Source organism: Pseudomonas sp. I8001 (genome assembly GCF_013385345.1).
Lineage (GTDB): Bacteria > Pseudomonadota > Gammaproteobacteria > Pseudomonadales > Pseudomonadaceae > Aquipseudomonas.
On sequence record NZ_JACAQC010000028.1, the window covers coordinates 1 to 16,649 of the forward strand.

13 protein-coding genes and 1 pseudogene are annotated in these 16,649 nt (G+C 62.1%); 3 read left to right on the top strand and 11 right to left on the bottom strand.

The annotated features are described in order from the left end of the window. Positions 1 to 43: 43 nt before the first annotated feature. Genes HX839_RS19475 through HX839_RS19485 form a run of 3 tightly spaced genes read right to left on the bottom strand, consistent with a single transcriptional unit; the run spans position 44 to position 3,667 of the window. Positions 44 to 1,141 carry a DUF1513 domain-containing protein gene (locus HX839_RS19475; protein WP_003214098.1) on the bottom strand — a complete coding sequence of 366 codons (1,098 nt, stop codon included), beginning with the start codon at positions 1,139 to 1,141 and terminating at the stop codon, positions 44 to 46. Positions 1,142 to 1,143: 2 nt separating this feature from the next. Beyond that, positions 1,144 to 2,208 (bottom strand): imelysin family protein, encoded by a 1,065-nt coding sequence (locus HX839_RS19480; RefSeq protein ID WP_102606236.1) that lies wholly within the window; start codon positions 2,206 to 2,208, stop codon positions 1,144 to 1,146. 31 nt (positions 2,209 to 2,239) lie between these two features. Further along, positions 2,240 to 3,667: a di-heme oxidoredictase family protein gene (locus HX839_RS19485; protein WP_177067562.1), complete on the bottom strand. Its 1,428-nt coding sequence runs from the start codon at positions 3,665 to 3,667 to the stop codon at positions 2,240 to 2,242. A 139-nt stretch (positions 3,668 to 3,806) separates the two neighbouring features. On the opposite strand from HX839_RS19485, the gene HX839_RS19490 reads away from it, so the two are divergent. Beyond that, a complete protein-coding gene (locus HX839_RS19490; RefSeq protein ID WP_003214103.1) occupies positions 3,807 to 4,370 on the top strand; it encodes an NAD(P)H nitroreductase in 564 nt (187 codons plus the stop codon). A gap of 149 nt (positions 4,371 to 4,519) precedes the next feature. On the opposite strand, the gene HX839_RS31895 is transcribed toward HX839_RS19490, so the two are convergent. From HX839_RS31895 to gap, 8 genes and pseudogenes are all read right to left on the bottom strand, one after another. After that, on the bottom strand, positions 4,520 to 5,275 hold the full coding sequence (locus HX839_RS31895) for a methyl-accepting chemotaxis protein (RefSeq protein ID WP_371132077.1): 756 nt from the start codon (positions 5,273 to 5,275) through the stop codon (positions 4,520 to 4,522). A gap of 102 nt (positions 5,276 to 5,377) precedes the next feature. Continuing rightward, positions 5,378 to 6,658 (bottom strand): annotated as a pseudogene (locus HX839_RS31900) (HAMP domain-containing protein); the annotation flags it as partial. Positions 6,659 to 6,781: 123 nt separating this feature from the next. After that, on the bottom strand, positions 6,782 to 7,183 hold the full coding sequence (locus HX839_RS19500; RefSeq protein WP_003214107.1) for a YbaN family protein: 402 nt from the start codon (positions 7,181 to 7,183) through the stop codon (positions 6,782 to 6,784). 170 nt (positions 7,184 to 7,353) lie between these two features. Further along, positions 7,354 to 7,962 (bottom strand): biliverdin-producing heme oxygenase, encoded by a 609-nt coding sequence (locus HX839_RS19505; RefSeq protein WP_003214109.1) that lies wholly within the window; start codon positions 7,960 to 7,962, stop codon positions 7,354 to 7,356. Positions 7,963 to 8,093: 131 nt separating this feature from the next. Further along, the gene (locus HX839_RS19510) at positions 8,094 to 10,673 is read right to left on the bottom strand and encodes a TonB-dependent receptor (RefSeq protein WP_177067563.1); all 2,580 of its coding nucleotides are present in this window, start codon (positions 10,671 to 10,673) and stop codon (positions 8,094 to 8,096) included. 117 nt (positions 10,674 to 10,790) lie between these two features. Beyond that, on the bottom strand, positions 10,791 to 11,759 hold the full coding sequence (locus HX839_RS19515) for a FecR domain-containing protein (RefSeq protein WP_032899418.1): 969 nt from the start codon (positions 11,757 to 11,759) through the stop codon (positions 10,791 to 10,793). Positions 11,760 to 11,820: 61 nt separating this feature from the next. After that, complete coding sequence (locus tag HX839_RS19520; RefSeq protein ID WP_003214115.1) at positions 11,821 to 12,339, bottom strand: RNA polymerase sigma factor; 519 nt, start codon at positions 12,337 to 12,339, stop codon at positions 11,821 to 11,823. Between the two features lie 184 nt (positions 12,340 to 12,523). Beyond that, positions 12,524 to 13,525 (bottom strand): type I glyceraldehyde-3-phosphate dehydrogenase, encoded by a 1,002-nt coding sequence (gap, locus tag HX839_RS19525; protein ID WP_003214117.1) that lies wholly within the window; start codon positions 13,523 to 13,525, stop codon positions 12,524 to 12,526. Between the two features lie 221 nt (positions 13,526 to 13,746). On the opposite strand from gap, the gene edd reads away from it, so the two are divergent. Beyond that, the gene (gene edd, locus HX839_RS19530; RefSeq protein ID WP_003214119.1) at positions 13,747 to 15,573 is read left to right on the top strand and encodes a phosphogluconate dehydratase; all 1,827 of its coding nucleotides are present in this window, start codon (positions 13,747 to 13,749) and stop codon (positions 15,571 to 15,573) included. After that, positions 15,570 to 16,526, top strand: a complete 957-nt coding sequence (locus HX839_RS19535; RefSeq protein WP_003214122.1) for a glucokinase — start codon at positions 15,570 to 15,572, stop codon at positions 16,524 to 16,526. Before edd ends, HX839_RS19535 begins: the two co-directional genes overlap by 4 nt. Positions 16,527 to 16,649 lie beyond the last annotated feature (123 nt).

Sequence of the window (16,649 nt, forward strand, 5' to 3'; positions counted from 1 at the left end):
AACCATAAGCCGCCGTTACCGCAGCAACGGATATGCCCCCCAATCAAACCAGATGCAGATGGTTATCCCAAAGCCCCGCCGGCAATTCCAGCGGCTTGCCCACCAACGGCACCTGCCGGCAATCGTAAAACCGGCAACGGCCCTGCCCGGAAGTCACCACAAACCCATCAGCCACCGCACCCACCCCGGCACAATCCGGCAACGGCCCGTCCAGCAGCAACTGCGCGCTGTCCATGTTCCAGATAAAGAATCGATTCCCCCGTGGCGCCGTCAACGCCACCAGCCGCAACTCGCTGTGCACCGCCACACTGGCCGTGTAATGCCCCATGGCCTGCAACTGCTCATCCGCCACCGGAAACGCCACAAACGCCTGCCCCGGCCGCTTGATCGCCAGCAACTCCGAACGCTCATGGGAAGGCCCCATGAATTGCTGCCCCGCGAGGATCGTCCCGTCGCTGGCAATCCCCATATGCCGCACACTGTTCATCTGCTGGCTCAGGGTCTCCTTGCTCAACAGCGTCCCGTCGCGCTTCATCAGGACCAGGCTCGGCTCCATGGCATTCAGGTTCATCTCGACCCGGCTCTCCGCCTCGGTACGAATCCCGCCATTAGCCACCACCAGCGTCTCGCCATCAGGCATCCACGACACCTGGTGCGGCCCGATCCCATGGGTAGAAATCTCCCCGGTGTGCACCAGCCGCTCACCCTCGAACCGGTACACACCCAGCAAACCGCGACCCGGGTCAGACGTGTCGTTCTCTGTGGCATACAACCACTCGCCATCCTTGTGCACCACCGCATGCCCGTAAAAGTGGCGATTGGCCTTGGAGGTGATGGTTTGCAGCAGCGCCCCGTCCCGCAAGTCGATCAGGTAACTCTCGGTGCCCGGCCGGCGGGCGACAAACAGCGCAATCGGCAGCGTCGGGTGGTTGATGATGTCGTGGCAGCGCTGGCCGACCTCGGTGGCAAATACCTGCTTGCCGTCCAGGCGAAAGCCGACGGCGTAGTGCCTGCCATCACTGTCATCCCGCGCCGAGAGCAGCAGCGGGCTTTTGCCCTTCTGCTTGAACAGCGTCCAGCCGCCCAAAGTGATCGCACTGAGCAGCACGCTGCCGAGGGCCAAAGCCTGTCGCCTGAGCATCATCAGTCACCGTCGTTGGCGTTAAAGCCCAGTTGGATGCCCAGCGCCTTGGCCAGCTCGCCTTCGTGCAGGCGGTGGACGACGTTGAGGCTGTCGTAGATATCGTTGAGTTGCTGGCGCCCGGCATCGTCGGCCAGCATTTCATTCAGCGTACGCTGGTTGCTGGCGAAGAGTTTCAGGGAGGCGGCATACGCGGCGTCGATCTTGTCAGCCAGGGGCTTTTGATCGGCAGGCAACAGGCCGCGCAGGCCTTTGTTGTCGACGCCGACCCAGACGGTCTGGGCGGCAGCCAGGCTGGCTTCCAGGCTTTGCAGGGACGACTGGCTGCGCCACGCATCGGCCTGGAACGGTTGCGGGATGCCCTTGGTCTGGCGGCCCATCGGGGTGCCGAGTTTTTTCTTCAGGGTGTCCAGCGCAGTCACTTGAACCCGCAGCAGGTCGGCGATGGCTTCGTGGGAATCGGCGTAGCGCTGGTTAGGAAACTTGGTCATCTGCGCCAGCATGCCGTCGGTGCTGTTCCAGCTCGACAGGATTTCTTCGGCCAGCAGTTTCTGGCGCTCGCCGATGGCTACCAGCAACGGGCAGTAGCGAGCTTTTTGCGTCTCGTCCGCCAGATCGGTCTTGGCGTCGTAGAGGATGTATTCGTAGGCCGACAGGCCCTGCACCACGACGCTGGATTTGGCCAGGGCGGCGGCGTCGATCTGTGGTTGGGCGGTCACCAGTTGCTCGACTTGACGACCCACCAGGTTTTTCTTGTCCGGCCAGAACTGCACCTGCCACGAGCGGTTGCCCTCGGCCAGCGGGCCGATCAGCAGCGGTTGCAACTCGGCCCAGGCCTTTTGCGCGTGCAGGAAGTCGGCGCGGGCGGTCTCCAGGCTTTCCTTGCCCTGGCAGTAGGCCAGGGCGCTGACGGCCAGTTGGCGGTCGGCTTCAACCCAGCGGCTGTAGGTCGGCAGGATCACTTGCTTGGCGATGGCCGCCGAGGTCACCGCTTGCGGATCCTGGGGCGAGCACGCACCGAGGGCGAGGGCGGCCAGGCTGGTGAACAACAACTTGGGACGGAACATGTCGAGCTCCCTTCTGTAATTAGGACAAAGCTTATAAAGAATTCAGAAATGCCAGCAACGCGGCGCGCTGCTCGGCATTGAACGACAACACATGCTGCTGCGCCGCCTGGGCTTCACCGCCGTGCCACAGCACGGCCTCCATCAGGTTGCGGGCGCGGCCGTCATGCAAGAACTGGGTGTGGCCACTGACGGCTTGCGTCAGGCCAATGCCCCACAACGGCGGCGTGCGCCAGTCGCGGCCACTGGCTTTGAATTCGCTGCGGTTGTCGGCGAGGCCGTCGCCCATGTCGTGCAGCAGCAAGTCGCTGTAGGGGCGAATCAACTGGTTAGCCAATTCAGGTTCGGCGGCGGTGGGCGCCGTGGTGAATTGCGGGGTGTGGCAGCCCTGGCAACCGGCCTGGTAGAACAGGTTTTTCCCGGCCAGCACTTGCGGTGCGTTGACGTCGCGGCGGGCGGGGACGGCCAGGTTGCGGGTGTAGAACAGCACCAGGCGCAGGATGTTGTCGCTGACCTCAGGCTCGCCATCCGGGCCATTGCCGTTGGGCGCCTGTTTGCAGGCCACTTGTGCATCGGTGCAGTCATCGAACGGTCTCAGGGAGGTGGTCAGGCCCATATCACCAGAGAACGCGTGAACATTTTGTTGATTGAGGTTCGGTTGCCCGGCTTTCCAGCCAAATCGACCGAGCACGGTCTTGTGTTGCGCGTCGTCCCAGACCCAATTCGCCCGCCCGACGATGGCTTCCTTGTCGGCGGTTTTCGGGTCGGTGTTGCGCAGGATGTCGGCGTCGGGGATCGCTTCGAGCAGCCCCAGGCCGATCATCGGCGGTGCAACCCGCGCCGAGAAGCGCGTGTCGGGGTGCATCGGCCCATAACCGAGCTGGGTGATTTGCAGGGCAGGCTTGCGCAATTCGACCACGGTGCCGTCCTTGAAGCGGACGTTGACCGGCGTGTAGTCGACCCGCACCTTGCCCTCCGGGGCGACGCCGGGCACGGCCATGTCCTGCAATTGCCCACCGTAGACCGGTTCGGGGACTACACCCAGTTGCTCGATGACCTTCGCATAGGGCGGTGCATCGGGAATCGACAGGCGTACCAGCATCGACACCGCGTTGGGCGCATCGGGCAATGGCGGATGCCCACGGCCATCCTTGATATGGCAGTTCTGGCAGGCATTGGTATTGAACAGCGGGCCCAGCCCGTCGCGGGCAGTGGTGGTGGACGGGGCAATCACCCAGGGGCTGCGAAAGAAACTGTTGCCGACGCTGAAGTCCAGGCGCCGGGTGGGCGACAGGTTGGCCGAGGGCAGGGAGAAGGCGTTCTGGTCGGTCTTCTTCACCGTGGTCGCGCCACCGGCACGCGCTTCACCAGGCTCGGCCTTGGTGAATCGCGGGGCGTCATCGCAGGCACTCAGGCTCAAGGCCATCAACAGTGCAGACAGGCGAAGGGGCGAACGGGACATCAGTCTTCCTGAACGTAGGCTGAAAATAAGGCCGCAAAGTCTAACAGGGCAGGGCGGATTGAATAAGAGCAATTATCGTTTGGTGGTATCCGATTCATTCCCGCTAGAATGACCGCACATTTTTCTCTGGAGGTGGCCAATGCAGGCTCTCGACGCTTTGCTCAACCGTGTTTCCGTGCCGCGACTGCTGGACCCGGCACCGACCCAGGAGCAGCGCGACCTGCTGTTCGCCGCTGCCATGCGCGCGCCCGACCACGGCCAACTGCGCCCTTGGCGCTTCCTGACGGTGGAGGGTGCGGCACGTGAGCGCATGGGCACCCTGCTGGCCGAAGCCGCCCGCCTGCAGGACGCCGACGCGCCCCAGGCCGCGATCGACAAGGCGCAGAACGGCCCGCTGCGGGCGCCGTTGGTGGTGGTGGTGATTGCCCGCCTGCAAGAACATTTCAAAGTGCCAAAATCCGAGCAGCTGCTGGCGGCGGCCTGTGCGGCTCACGGGATTCTGCTGGCGGCGTACGCCCAGGGGATCGGCGCGGTGTGGCGCACCGGTGAGTTGTCGTACTCGGCCCATGTCGCCAAAGGCCTCGGGCTGAAGGCGGATGAGGAAGTGATTGGCTTCCTCTACCTGGGCACCCCACAAAACCCGCCGCGTACGGCCCCGAAAGAAGACCTGGCGCCGTTTGTGGCGGCCTGGACGGGTCAATAAGGCACCGCGACTCTAAATGTGGACGGGCTTGTGTGGGAGCGGGCTTGCTCGCGAATGCGGTGTGTCAGTCAATACATATACCGACTGATCCACCGTATTCGCGGGCAAGCCCGCTCCCACATTGGGTGCTTACTGGCTTCAAGCCCGGGTCAAACCCGAAACTGATCCATCAGCTTCATCTGCTGGCTGGCCAGGGCATTGAGCTGGCTGCTGATGGCCGCCGATTCGGTGGCCTGGCCGGTCAGGGTTTCTGTCACTGTGCGGATCGCCGAGACGTTGCGGTTGACCTCCTCGGCCACCGCACTTTGCTGCTCGGCGGCGCTGGCGATTTGCAGGTTCATGTCGCTGATCACCGTCACTGCATCGCTGATCTTGCCCAGGGCCTGTACTGCCTGATGAATCTGCCCGGCGTTGTTCTGCGCCTGGCTCTGGCTCGAATGCATGGTCGCCACCACTCCACGGGTGCCGGTCTGGATGCGCTCGATCACCAGGCGAATCTCCTCCACCGAGTCCTGGGTACGCTTGGCCAGGTTGCGCACCTCGTCGGCCACCACCGCAAAACCGCGCCCGCTTTCCCCGGCTCGCGCCGCTTCAATCGCAGCGTTCAGGGCCAGCAGGTTGGTCTGTTCGGCGATGCTGCGGATCACTTCCAGTACCGAGCCGATCTGCTCGCTGTTCACCGCCAGGGCTTCGACTTCGGTCACGGCCTTGCTGACTTCTTCGGCCAGGGTGGTGATGTCGCGGGTGCTGCGTTCAATGATCTGCATGCCTTCGCGGGCTGACTGGTCGGCGCCGCGGGCCGCGCTGGCGGCGTTGGAGGCGCTGTTGGCCACGTCGTGGGCGGTGGCGCTCATTTCATTCGAGGCGGTGGCCACCTGGTCGATCTCACGGAACTGCACCTGCATGCCTTCGCTGGTCTGGCGCGCGATTGCCGAGGACTGGTCGGCGGTGCCACGGGCTTCGGTGATGCTTTGCTTGATCTGCGCGATGGTCGGCTGCAGCTTGTCGAGGAAGCGGTTGAACCAGTTCACCAGTTCCCCCAGTTCATCTTTTTTACCGTAGGCCAGGCGCTGGGTGAGGTCGCCGTCGCCGCTGGCGATTTCCTTGAGCATGGCGGCCACGCTGTTGATCGGCCGGGTCACGCCGGTGGCGGTCAGCCAGATCAGCAACAGGCCCAGCAGCCCGGCGGCTGCGCCTACCAGCAACGCCTTGACGGTGCCACTGGCCTGGGCCTTGTCGAGCACCGCCTGGAGTTTGAGCGAGTCTGCCAGCAGCACTTGTTTGGGCAGTTTGATCACCACGCCCCAGGATTTGGCGTCGGCAATCGGTTTGACCGGGTACACGGCGCGAATCGTGCCGTCTTCCTCGCGGATCTTGCGGGTATCGCTGGCCAGCAGTTGCACGATCTCTTTGCCTTCGGCACCGAGGGTGTCCACCAGGTTTTTGCCGACTTTGGCCGGCTCGCCGCTGTAGCCGGCGATCAAGCCGTTACCGGACAGTATTTCGAGAATTCCGGCGCCGTTGAACAGTTCTTTTTGCGCCGCATCGGTCGCCGCTTGCAGGGCATTGAGGGCGAGGTCCACACCGACCACGCCGATCACTTTGCCGTCGACCAGCAGCGGCAGGGAAATGGTGGTCATCAACACCGGCTTGCCGGCCACGGTGTCTTCATACGGGTCCAGCAGGCAGGTGTTTTTTGTGTCTCGTGGGCAGGTGTACCAGATGTTGTAGGGCGTGCCGCTGAGGTTGAGGGTGGTCTTGGTCAGGTCATCCTCGACCATCACGGTGTTCAGGCCTTCACCGCCGGCGCGGCTCCAGTAGCTGGAAAAGCGGCCTTTTTCGTTGGACACACGGGCGGCATCATTGACGAATTCACTGTCTTTGCCATCGAGGGCGTTGGGCTCGAACGACAGCCAGATGCCGAGCACCTTGGTGTTGCGGTCGAAGGCGGTTTTCAGGCTGTGGTTGAGTTCTTCACGCAGGGCCCCGGCATCCAACGAGCGCTTGCCGGCCAGAGTGCGCAGGTCCTTGATCTGGTCGGCCAGGGCCGTCACCACCAACAGGCTTTCACCGAAGGTTTTTTGCAGTTGCACCGCTTGCTCGGCGGCCTTGGCCTGCAGCAGGTTCTGCACACTGTCGGTGAGCATTCGCGAGCTTGAATCGCTGATGAGTTCGTCGTTCTGGTTGGTCTGGTACAGGTTCATGCCGACCACCAGGGCGATCACCCCCAGCAGGCACAGACCGGACAACAGCACGATTTTCAAGCGAATGGAGAGGGTGTCGAACATAGAAGTACCCGCGAATGGACTTATTAGTATGCAAGCTCACGCGAGTCCATTCGGCGCTATGCCCGGAACATCGGCTTGGGCCGGCAGTTCATGAGCGGGAGCCGATGAGCGGTAGTCAGGGTGTCAGGTGGGTTGCGGGAGACGTTCCGGTCGCGACCAGATCCACAGGTTGCCCATGCTCATTCCGGCGATGGCCAGGTAGATCGGCCAGCCGTGGTCGAGCATCACCAGCATCAGGCCGGCGCACAGCAGCATGCTCACGGTGGCGCTGACTTTGGCCCGGCGGGCGATGATCCTGCCATTGCGCCAATTGAACAGGATCGGCCCGAACAGCCGGTGGTTTTCCAGCCAGGCACTCAGGCGCGGCGAGCTTTTGGTGGCGGCCCAGGCGGCCAGCAGGATGAACTCGGTGGTGGGCAAGCCCGGTACCACAATCGCAATCAAGCCGATGCCCAGGCTGACGTAGGCCAGCAGGCCGAACAGGACGCGGGCGATTTTGGATGAGGATTGAGTTTTGCCGGTCATGGGTGCGGTTTGCATGGATGGATTTACGAAGGATTCAAAGTGAAACCGGATCAAAATGTGGGAGCGGGCTTGCTCGCGAATGCGGTGGTTCAGTCAATATATCTGGTGACTGAACCACGGCATTCGCGAGCAAGCCCGCTCCCACATTTGATTGCATTCCAATCAGGGAATCAGGCCAGTTCAGGGGCGCTAGCGTACGCCTGTTCCAGCAACACGGTGAAGCGCACGAACGCATCAATCGCGCCTTTCTCCACTTCGGCTTCTTCTTCAGCGGTGAATTCCAGTGCGTCGAGGGTGCGGGTGAAGCGCTTCCAGCCTTCAGCGCGACCCCCCGCAGGCTCGCCCAGGTGACGGGCACCGAAGGTTTCGCTCAAACCCAGGCCCACGGCACGCTTGATCAGGAACGCGGCGCCCAGCTTGGAGCCTTCGGACACGAACAGCCAGCCCAGCGCTTCGGCCTTGCTCGGGTTTTTCACCGCGCCGGCCACCGGTGCCGGTACTTCGGTGTCCAGGTCGCCCAGGTCCAGCTTGGCCGCTTCGGCACGGCAGCGTTCGGCGAGGTCAGGGACGATCTTGATCAACTCTGCATCGTTGTACAGCGCCACCAGCTCCGACTGGAACAGGTATTGCGCGACCACGAAGCGGGCGAAGTTGGCCTGGGTTTCAAACGGTGCATGGGCCTTCACCAACGCATCGAGCTTGGTGTGCGGTTCGTTGGTGATCTGGTTCAGGCGCTGGGAGCGCAGGGCTGCACGTTCTGCGGTAGGGGAGGCGGTCATCGGGGAGTCCTTGAGAAGAGAAAGCGTCTGGTTGCCAGGCTGTTATGAACTAGACGAACCAGAAGACGCGTCACAGTAAAAAATCCTCACCCCGGCGCAGATTAAATCGCGCCGGGGTGAGGCTCCATGGATCAGATGTCCCAGATCAGATTGATCGCAAAGTTGCGGCCCGGCTGGGTCAGGCGGTCGAGGTTGGCCGGGCCGGTCACACCGGCTTCGCCGACGCTGTCGTAGCTGCGCACGTCATCCCAGTTCCAGTATTTCTTGTCCGTCAGGTTGTACAGGCCGCCGTTGATGGTCACGTCGTTGGTGACCTTGTAGAAGCCGGTCAGGTCGACGATGCCAAAACCCGGGGTCTTGAACGGGCCGTTGGCGCTGTTGCCGTCAGGGGCGAAGAAGGTGGTGCTGTCGACGCGGTCCTGTTTCTTGACCAGGGTCCAGCTGACCAGGGCACCGTAGTTCTGCTGGTCATAGCCCAGGCCGAACACGCCCTTGAGCGGGTTGACGCTGTTCAACGGTTCGCCGTTGTCGTCATTGCGCCCGTAGGTGTAGGCAATCGAGCCTTGGGTATACAGGCCCTGCGGTGCGCCGAATGCGTCGAGGCTCAAGCGGCCCTTGGCCTCCACGCCCTTGATGGTGGCGTGCTTGATGTTGTTGGCTTCGAACTGCTGGACGGTGCCACCGGCAACCGAGGCATCTTCGTCGATGAAATCACGGTACTTGTTGTAGTACACCGCCACATCAAACGAGCCCGAGTCGAAGTTGCCGCGAATCCCGGTTTCGACACCCCGGCTGCTTTCCGGCTTGAGGTCCGGGTTGGGTTCGACGGTGTAGCCCTGCTGCAGGTTTTCAAAGCGGCCATACAAGGCCTTGGCCGATGGCGTGCGATAGCCTTCGGCGTATTGGCCGAACCAGGTGTATTGCTCGGTCAGGGCATAAGTGATGCCGAATTTTGGCGTTACACGGTGCCAGTTCTTTTCCGAATCGCTGTGGTCGTAGATGCGTGTCGGGTCAACGGTATTGAGGAATTCCTGGGTCAGCTTGGGTTTGAGCTGGATGTAGTCGTACCGTACGCTGGGCAGGAAGGTCCACTTGTCCCAGGCAATCTGGTCCTGGGCAAACAGCGCGTAGGAGTTGATGGTCGGGTCGGGGAAGTCGCTGGCTTTTTTCACGCTGTCGGCGGCCGACGGGCTTGGTGCACCGATGGCGGTGCAGCCTGCGCCGACCGCCAGGCAGGTCGCGGCGCCCTCACGGGAACCGGTGACTTTCTGCTGCTTGAGGGTGGTGCCGTAGGTCACGACATGGTCGGTTTCGCCGATGCTGAAAGCCTTGTCCAACTGCGCGTCGAATACCCACTGTTTCTCTTCGTACAGGGTCTCGCGGGTGCGCAATACCTTGCGCGATGGCTGGTAGATTTCTGCGGTGGTCTGTTCGGTCTTGGCGATCTGGTAGTTGAGGCTGGTCTTGATGTGATCGGCAATCGGCGAGTCGAGGGCGAACTTGTTTTCGATGCCGAAGCGTTCTCGGGTGATGGTGTCGTTGCCCGTGCGGCCGCGGTAGAAGTTGAAGCCCTGGCCACCGACAAACGGGCCACCCACTGCGTTTTTCAGGTTGGTGTCGCGATCGTCCTTGAACTTCTCGTAGGTCAGGCCCAGGCGGTTCTCTTCGCCGTAGTTCCAGCCCAGTTTGGCCAGCACGTTGGTGGTGCGCGCATCTTCCGGGTTGGCGCCGGTGCGCGCCAGGCCGGTGGCGTTATTGCCGTCGTAGGATTCCATCTCGTGACCGTTGCGCTGGCTCAGGTGCAGCAAGCCGTCGAAGTCCTGCACGCGACCGGCGACGGTGCCGGAGGTCAGCCAGCTCTCATCGGCGGAGCTGTAGCCGGTCTTCAGGCGTGCGCCGTAGTCCTGCCCGGGCTTGATGATGTCGTTGGGGTCGAGGGTAAAGTAGCTCACCGCGCCGCCGATGGCGCTGCTGCCGTACAAGGCCGAGGCCGGGCCGCGCAGGATTTCCACGCGCTTGACGATTTCCGGGTCGACGTAGTTGCGGCGGGTCTTGGCGTAGGGGCCGTTGAAGAAGTTGTCCGGCACCTCGACGCCGTCCACCTGGGTCAGGATACGGTCGCCGTCGATCCCGCGAATGTTGTAGCCAGCATTGCCGGAGCGGGTGCCGGCACCGCCCACCGAAACACCTGGCTCATAACGCACCAGTTCACGGATGGTGTTGACGTTCTGGCGGTCCAGTTCTTCGCGGTCGTGCACGGTCACGGTGCTGGGCACGCTGTCCACGGCCTGTTCCTGGCGGGTGGCACTGATGGTCATCTGTTGCAAGGTGATGGCGCCGACGGCGACGCGTTTTTCCAGCACGATGTTGTTGTTGCCCAGTTTGCGATAACCCAGGTTGGTCCCCACCAACAGCCGGTCCAGGGCTTTATCCGCCGGCAATGAGCCGCGCACGCCAGGGGACGACACACCCTGGCCCAGTTCTGCCGGCAGGCCGACTTGCCAGCCGGTCACCGCGGTGAAGGCGTTCAGCGCCGAGACCAGGGATTGCTGCTCGATGCTGAAGCTGTAATTGCCCTGGCTGCGGCTGGCAGGCTCGGCGGCGGTGGCGGCCATGACGGGCGCACCGGCCAACAGGATTGCAGCCGTCAGCAGCGACAAGCCCTGGCGGCGAACGGGCGAAGAGGACCGGCGGTTGAAACGAGACGACATCGAGAGCGCTCCGGAAGGTACGAATCTTATAGTTGCGCACTGAATCAAATAGGAATCAGTTGCATTGGCTATAACGAGACGTATCGTCGCTGGCTATCGAGTAAAAATAATTCTCATTTAGTTCAGGATCACCAGCGCCGGGTATTCCGAGAGCTTGGCCGAGGTGATGTGGGCCAGGGAGCGCACCACGTCGAGCGGCTGGTCGAGCCGGTAATTGCCGGTGACGGCCACGCTGGCCAGCCTGTCGTTGTTGTTGACGATCCAGCCGGGGTAGTAGCGACGCAATTCGGCGAGCACTTCGCTCATCGGGCAGTTTTCGAAGATCAGCCGGCCGTCGACCCAGGCCAGGTCCTTGGTGGTGTCGAGCTTGGCCGGTTGGCCGAAGCCCTTGGGCCCGATGCGGATACTTTCACCGGCGCTCAGGCGCACCCGCGCGTCGTCAAACGTGTTGCTCAGGTCGACATCACCGCGCTGTACCTGAACCTGGGCTTCACCGTTCAAGTAGCGCACCGCGAAAGAGGTGTCCCTCACGCTGGCGCGCACCGGGCCGGCGTCGATTTCCAGGGGCAGGCCACGGCTGGGCAGCACTTCGAAAAACGCCTCGCCCTGATACAGGCGGGCGATGCGCTGGTGGTCCTTGATGCTGCTGGAGAAGGCTGAATTGGTGTTGAGCAACACTTTCGAGCCATCGTCCAACTGCAGGCGCTGGCGCTCGCCCACCACGGTCAGATGGTCGGCCTGCAGGCGCATAGGCAGGTTGCTGAAGCTGAACAGGCCCAGCAGCAACACGGCGGCAGTGGCCAGGGGCTTCCAGTGCGGTTTGATACGGCGCCAGGCGCTGGGTTTGCGTGGCGCATTCAGGGCGACGGCAGCGCTGTGAACGGGCGCTCCGCTCCAGGCAGTCTGGGCCTTGATGAAGGCTTCGGCGTTTAACGGGTCGTTGGCGAGCCAGGCTTCAAATTCCGCTTGCTGCCCAGGTTGCGGGCACTGCAAGGCGATCAGCCAGTCGAGGGCTTGGTCCATGGCCGCGTCTTGCAACACCTCATGAGCCAGCTCATGGGGGTGCCGTTGATTCGGTTCCGTCACGGTGTTCCTCGGGTCTTCGCCACGTTTTAATCAAGAGTCCTACAGACTGTGCCGCTAAAGCTTAAGGGCGATCCAGTCTTTCGGCCACACCTATGCAGATGGCCATGATCAGTTTCAGTTCCTTCTGCACGGTGCTCAGGGACACGTCGAGCTTGTCGGCGATCTCCTGATAGCTGCAACCGTGCAGGCGGCTGAGGATGAATATCTGCTGCTGGCGGGCGCTCAACTGGCCGAGGCTGACACTCAGGTGCTCGAGCAATTGCTCGGCCTGTGTCGCGTCTTCGGGGGTGCTGACGGGGGAGGCGACGCTTTGCAGAACGTCCAGCGGGACATCTTCCTGCAGGGTGCGGGCCTGAATCCTGCGGGCGCGCAGGTGGTCCAGCGCCAGGTTGCGCGCCGTCTGGTAGACAAAGGGTTCGAGGTGGTCGATCGGCCGCTCGCTCAGGGCCCGGGTAACGCGCAGGTAGGTTTCCTGCAACAGGTCCTCGGCGGTGCTGTGGTTATTCACCATCCGCTGCAAGGTGCGCAGCAAAATCACCCGCTGGGTGAGGAAGACTTGGTTGAAACGAGATTGGCTCACAGTGATACCAGACCGATTTGCAGCGAATGATAATGCTTATCATCAACGTAAATGGCAAGTGGCACTTTGGATTACTGTAGGAGCGAGCTTGCTCGCGAAGGGCGTCAACGATATCGCTGGCATCCTGAATAAACGCGGTGGTTTTGCGTTTTTCGCGAGCAAGCTCGCTCCTACAGGCCGAGCATTACTCGGCGTTGCACAGCGCCAGGCAGTTATCCAGCATGCGGTTCGAGAAGCCCCACTCGTTGTCGTACCAGGCCAGCACTTTCAGCAGTTTGCCGCTGACCTTGGTGTGATTGGCGTCGAAGATCGACGACAGCGGGTTATGGTTGAAGTCGCTGGAAACCAGCGGCAGGGTGTTGTAGCCGAGGATTTTCGAGTGCTGGCTGGCTTCTTTCAGCAGCGCGTTGACCTGCTCGGCACTGGCTTCTTTTTTCAGTTGCACGGTGAGGTCCACCAGCGACACGTTGATCACCGGTACACGCACGGCCATGCCGGTCAGCTTGCCTGCCAGTTCCGGCAGCACCAGGCCCACGGCTTCGGCAGCGCCGGTCTTGCTCGGGATCATGTTCTGGGTGGCCGAGCGCGCGCGGTACGGGTCGGTGTGGTAGACGTCGGTCAGGTTCTGGTCGTTGGTGTAGGCGTGGATGGTGGTCATCAAGCCGCTTTCGATGCCCAGCTCGCGGTGCAGCACCTGGGCCACGGGCGCCAGGCAGTTGGTGGTGCAGGAAGCGTTGGAGATGATCTGGTGGGATTGACGCAAAATGTCATGGTTTACCCCGTACACCACGGTGGCATCGGCGCCCTTGGCCGGGGCCGAGATGATTACCTTGCGCGCGCCGGCGGTAATATGGGCGGCGGCCTTGTCACGGTCGGTGAACAGACCGGTGCATTCGAACACCACGTCCACCTTGTGCGCAGCCCACGGCAGGTCGGCCGGGTTGCGAATGGCACTCACGGCAATCCGGTCACCATTCACGGTCAGGCTTTCCTGATCATGAGCGACCTCTGCGTCGAAAGTACCGTGGACGGTGTCGTATTTAAGCAGGTGGGCATTGATCGAGCTGTCGCCGAGATCGTTGATGGCGACGATCTGCAAATCCTGACGGTAGCCTTGGGTATAAAGTGCGCGCAGGACATTACGGCCAATACGGCCAAAACCATTGATAGCGATACGTAGAGTCATTGGAAGGTGCCTGTCGTCGATTTGTTGTAAGAATTACAAGATTATTCGCATAAAAATAGAAAACAAGCCTTTTTAGTGGCAATATTTTGTTCAATCTACAACGAGTGACCTGAATCAACTGGTCCGATTGGTCAAGCAACACCCTGCCAACCTCTTCGCGGCGGGCTTTTGACCAGCATAGACACTCAGGTCGCCACATCCGTTAGCCTGGAGTTCTATACATGCATCCCCGCGTACTTGAGGTCACCGAACGGCTTATCGCCCGCAGCCGTGCAACCCGTGAGGCATACCTTGCGCTCATTCGCGGCGCTGCCAGCGACGGCCCGATGCGCGGCAAGCTGCAATGCGCCAACTTTGCCCACGGCGTGGCCGGGTGTGGCACCGAAGACAAAAACAGCCTGCGCATGATGAACGCCGCCAACGTGGCAATTGTTTCGTCATATAACGACATGCTGTCGGCCCACCAGCCATACGAACATTTCCCCGAGCAAATCAAAAAGGCCCTGCGTGAAGTCGGCTCTGTTGGGCAGTTCGCCGGCGGTACCCCCGCCATGTGCGACGGCGTGACCCAGGGCGAGCCAGGCATGGAGCTCAGCCTGCTGAGCCGCGAAGTGATTGCCATGTCCACGGCGGTAGCGCTGTCCCACAACATGTTCGACGCCGCGCTGATGCTGGGTATCTGCGACAAGATCGTCCCCGGCCTGATGATGGGCGCCCTGCGCTACGGCCACCTGCCGATGATCTTCGTACCGGGCGGCCCGATGCCGTCGGGGATCTCCAACAAACAGAAAGCCGACGTGCGCCAGCGCTACGCCGAAGGCAAGGCCACCCGCGAAGAGCTGCTGGAATCGGAGATGAAGTCCTACCACAGCCCGGGCACCTGCACCTTCTACGGCACCGCCAACACCAACCAGTTGCTGATGGAAGTCATGGGCCTGCACCTGCCGGGCGCCTCGTTCGTCAACCCGTACACGCCGCTGCGTGACGCCCTGACCCGCGAAGCCGCGCACCAGGTCACGCGCCTGACCAAGGCCAACGGCAGCTTCACGCCGATCGGCGAGATCGTCGACGAGAAATCCATCGTCAACTCCATCATCGCCCTCAACGCCACTGGCGGGTCCACCAACCACACCCTGCACATGCCGGCCATCGCCATGTCGGCGGGCATCATCTTGACCTGGGATGACATGGCCGACCTCTCCGAGGTGGTGCCGACCCTCTCCCACGTGTATCCAAACGGCAAGGCCGACATCAACCACTTCCAGGCGGCGGGAGGCATGTCGTTCCTGATCCGCGAACTGCTGGAAGCCGGCCTGCTGCACAACGACGTCAACACCGTGGCCGGTCATGGCCTGAGCCGCTACACCCAGGAACCGTTTCTGGTGGACGGCGAGCTGGTATGGCGTGAAGGCCCGATTGAAAGCCTCGACGAAACCATCCTGCGTCCCGTGGCCCGTGCGTTTTCTCCGGAAGGCGGCCTGCGGGTAATGGAAGGCAACCTCGGCCGGGGTGTGATGAAGGTCTCCGCCGTGGCCCTCGAACATCAAATCGTCGAAGCCCCGGCCGTGGTGTTCCAGGACCAGCAAGACCTGGCCGACGCGTTCAAGGCCGGTGAGTTGGAAAAAGACTTTGTTGCAGTGATGCGTTTCCAGGGCCCGCGCTCCAACGGCATGCCGGAATTGCACAAGATGACCCCGTTCCTCGGCGTGTTGCAGGATCGTGGCTTCAAAGTGGCGTTGGTAACAGACGGGCGCATGTCCGGCGCGTCGGGTAAGATTCCCGCCGCGATTCACGTCAACCCCGAAGCCCAGAGCGGCGGGCCACTGGCACGTGTGCGCGATGGCGATATCATTCGCGTGGATGGCGTCAAAGGCACCTTGGAGCTTAAGGTGGACGCCGAAGAATTTGCCGCGCGCGCGCCTGCCACGGGCCTTCTGGGCAATAACGTGGGGGCCGGTCGCGAGTTGTTTGCGTTTATGCGTTTGGCTGCAAGCTCCGCAGAGCAGGGCGCCAGCGCCTTTACCTCTGCCTTGGAGACACTTAAGTGAAGCTAGCGCTGGTCGGTGATATCGGTGGTACCAACGCCCGTTTTGCGTTGTGGCGGGATCAGGAGCTGCATTCGATCCGCGTCCATGCGACGGCGGATCATGCCAGCCCGGAGGAGGCGATCCAGGTCTATCTGAAGGAAGAAGGCCTGGCCATCGGCTCGATTGGCGCGGTGTGCCTGTCGGTCGCGGGGCCGGTGAGTGGCGATGAATTTAAATTCACCAACAATCACTGGCGCCTGAGCAAGACTGCGTTCTGCAAGACCTTGCAGGTGGACGAGCTGCTGCTGGTGAATGATTTCTCGGCCATGGCCCTGGGCATGACCCGCCTGAAGCCCGACGAATTCCGCGTGGTGTGCGAAGGCACGCCGGAGCCGTTGCGCCCTGCGGTGGTGATTGGCCCGGGCACTGGCCTGGGCGTCGGCACCTTGCTCGACCTCGGCCATGGCCGTTGGGCGGCATTGCCGGGGGAGGGCGGCCATGTCGACCTGCCCGTGAGCAGCCCGCGTGAAGCCCAGCTGTGGCAGCACATCTACAATGAGATCGGCCATGTCAGCGCTGAAACTGCCTTGAGCGGTGGCGGTTTGCCCAGGTTGTACCGGGCGATCTGCGCGGTGGACGGTCACGAGGCGGTTCTGGAAACTCCCGAAGCCATCACTGCCGCTGGCCTGGCGGGTGACCCGATAGCCCTGGAAGTGCTGGACCAGTTCAGTATCTGGCTGGGCCGCGTTGCCGGTAACAACGTGCTGACCACCGGCGGTCGTGGTGGCGTGTACATCGTGGGTGGGGTGATCCCGCGCTTTGCCGATTTCTTTATCAAGAGTGGTTTTGCCAGGAGTTTTGGCGACAAGGGCTGCATGAGCGACTACTTCAAAGGCATTCCGGTGTGGCTGGTGACGGCACCGTATTCAGGGTTGACAGGTGCTGGTGTGGCGCTTGAGCAGGCATTTGCGTAGGCAGTGATGGCCTCTTTGCGAGCAAGCCCGCTCCCACATTCAATCCCATTCCAACTGGATGAATGAGGTCGAATGTGGGAGCGGGCTTGCTCGCGAAGGCGGCCTCAAGGGCAACAAATGACT

Excerpts from the sequence above, each read along its gene's own strand:
- HX839_RS19510 (WP_177067563.1), bottom strand. The coding sequence starts at position 10,673 with ATGTCGTCTCGTTTCAACCGCCGGTCCTCTTCGCCCGTTCGCCGCCAG.
- HX839_RS19480 (WP_102606236.1), bottom strand. The coding sequence starts at position 2,208 with ATGTTCCGTCCCAAGTTGTTGTTCACCAGCCTGGCCGCCCTCGCCCTC.
- edd (WP_003214119.1), top strand. The coding sequence starts at position 13,747 with ATGCATCCCCGCGTACTTGAGGTCACCGAACGGCTTATCGCCCGCAGC.
- HX839_RS19475 (WP_003214098.1), bottom strand. The coding sequence starts at position 1,141 with ATGCTCAGGCGACAGGCTTTGGCCCTCGGCAGCGTGCTGCTCAGTGCG.
- HX839_RS19500 (WP_003214107.1), bottom strand. The coding sequence starts at position 7,183 with ATGACCGGCAAAACTCAATCCTCATCCAAAATCGCCCGCGTCCTGTTC.
- HX839_RS19505 (WP_003214109.1), bottom strand. The coding sequence starts at position 7,962 with ATGACCGCCTCCCCTACCGCAGAACGTGCAGCCCTGCGCTCCCAGCGC.
- gap (WP_003214117.1), bottom strand. The coding sequence starts at position 13,525 with ATGACTCTACGTATCGCTATCAATGGTTTTGGCCGTATTGGCCGTAAT.
- HX839_RS19485 (WP_177067562.1), bottom strand. The coding sequence starts at position 3,667 with ATGTCCCGTTCGCCCCTTCGCCTGTCTGCACTGTTGATGGCCTTGAGC.
- HX839_RS31895 (WP_371132077.1), bottom strand. The coding sequence starts at position 5,275 with ATGCAGGTGCAGTTCCGTGAGATCGACCAGGTGGCCACCGCCTCGAAT.
- HX839_RS19490 (WP_003214103.1), top strand. The coding sequence starts at position 3,807 with ATGCAGGCTCTCGACGCTTTGCTCAACCGTGTTTCCGTGCCGCGACTG.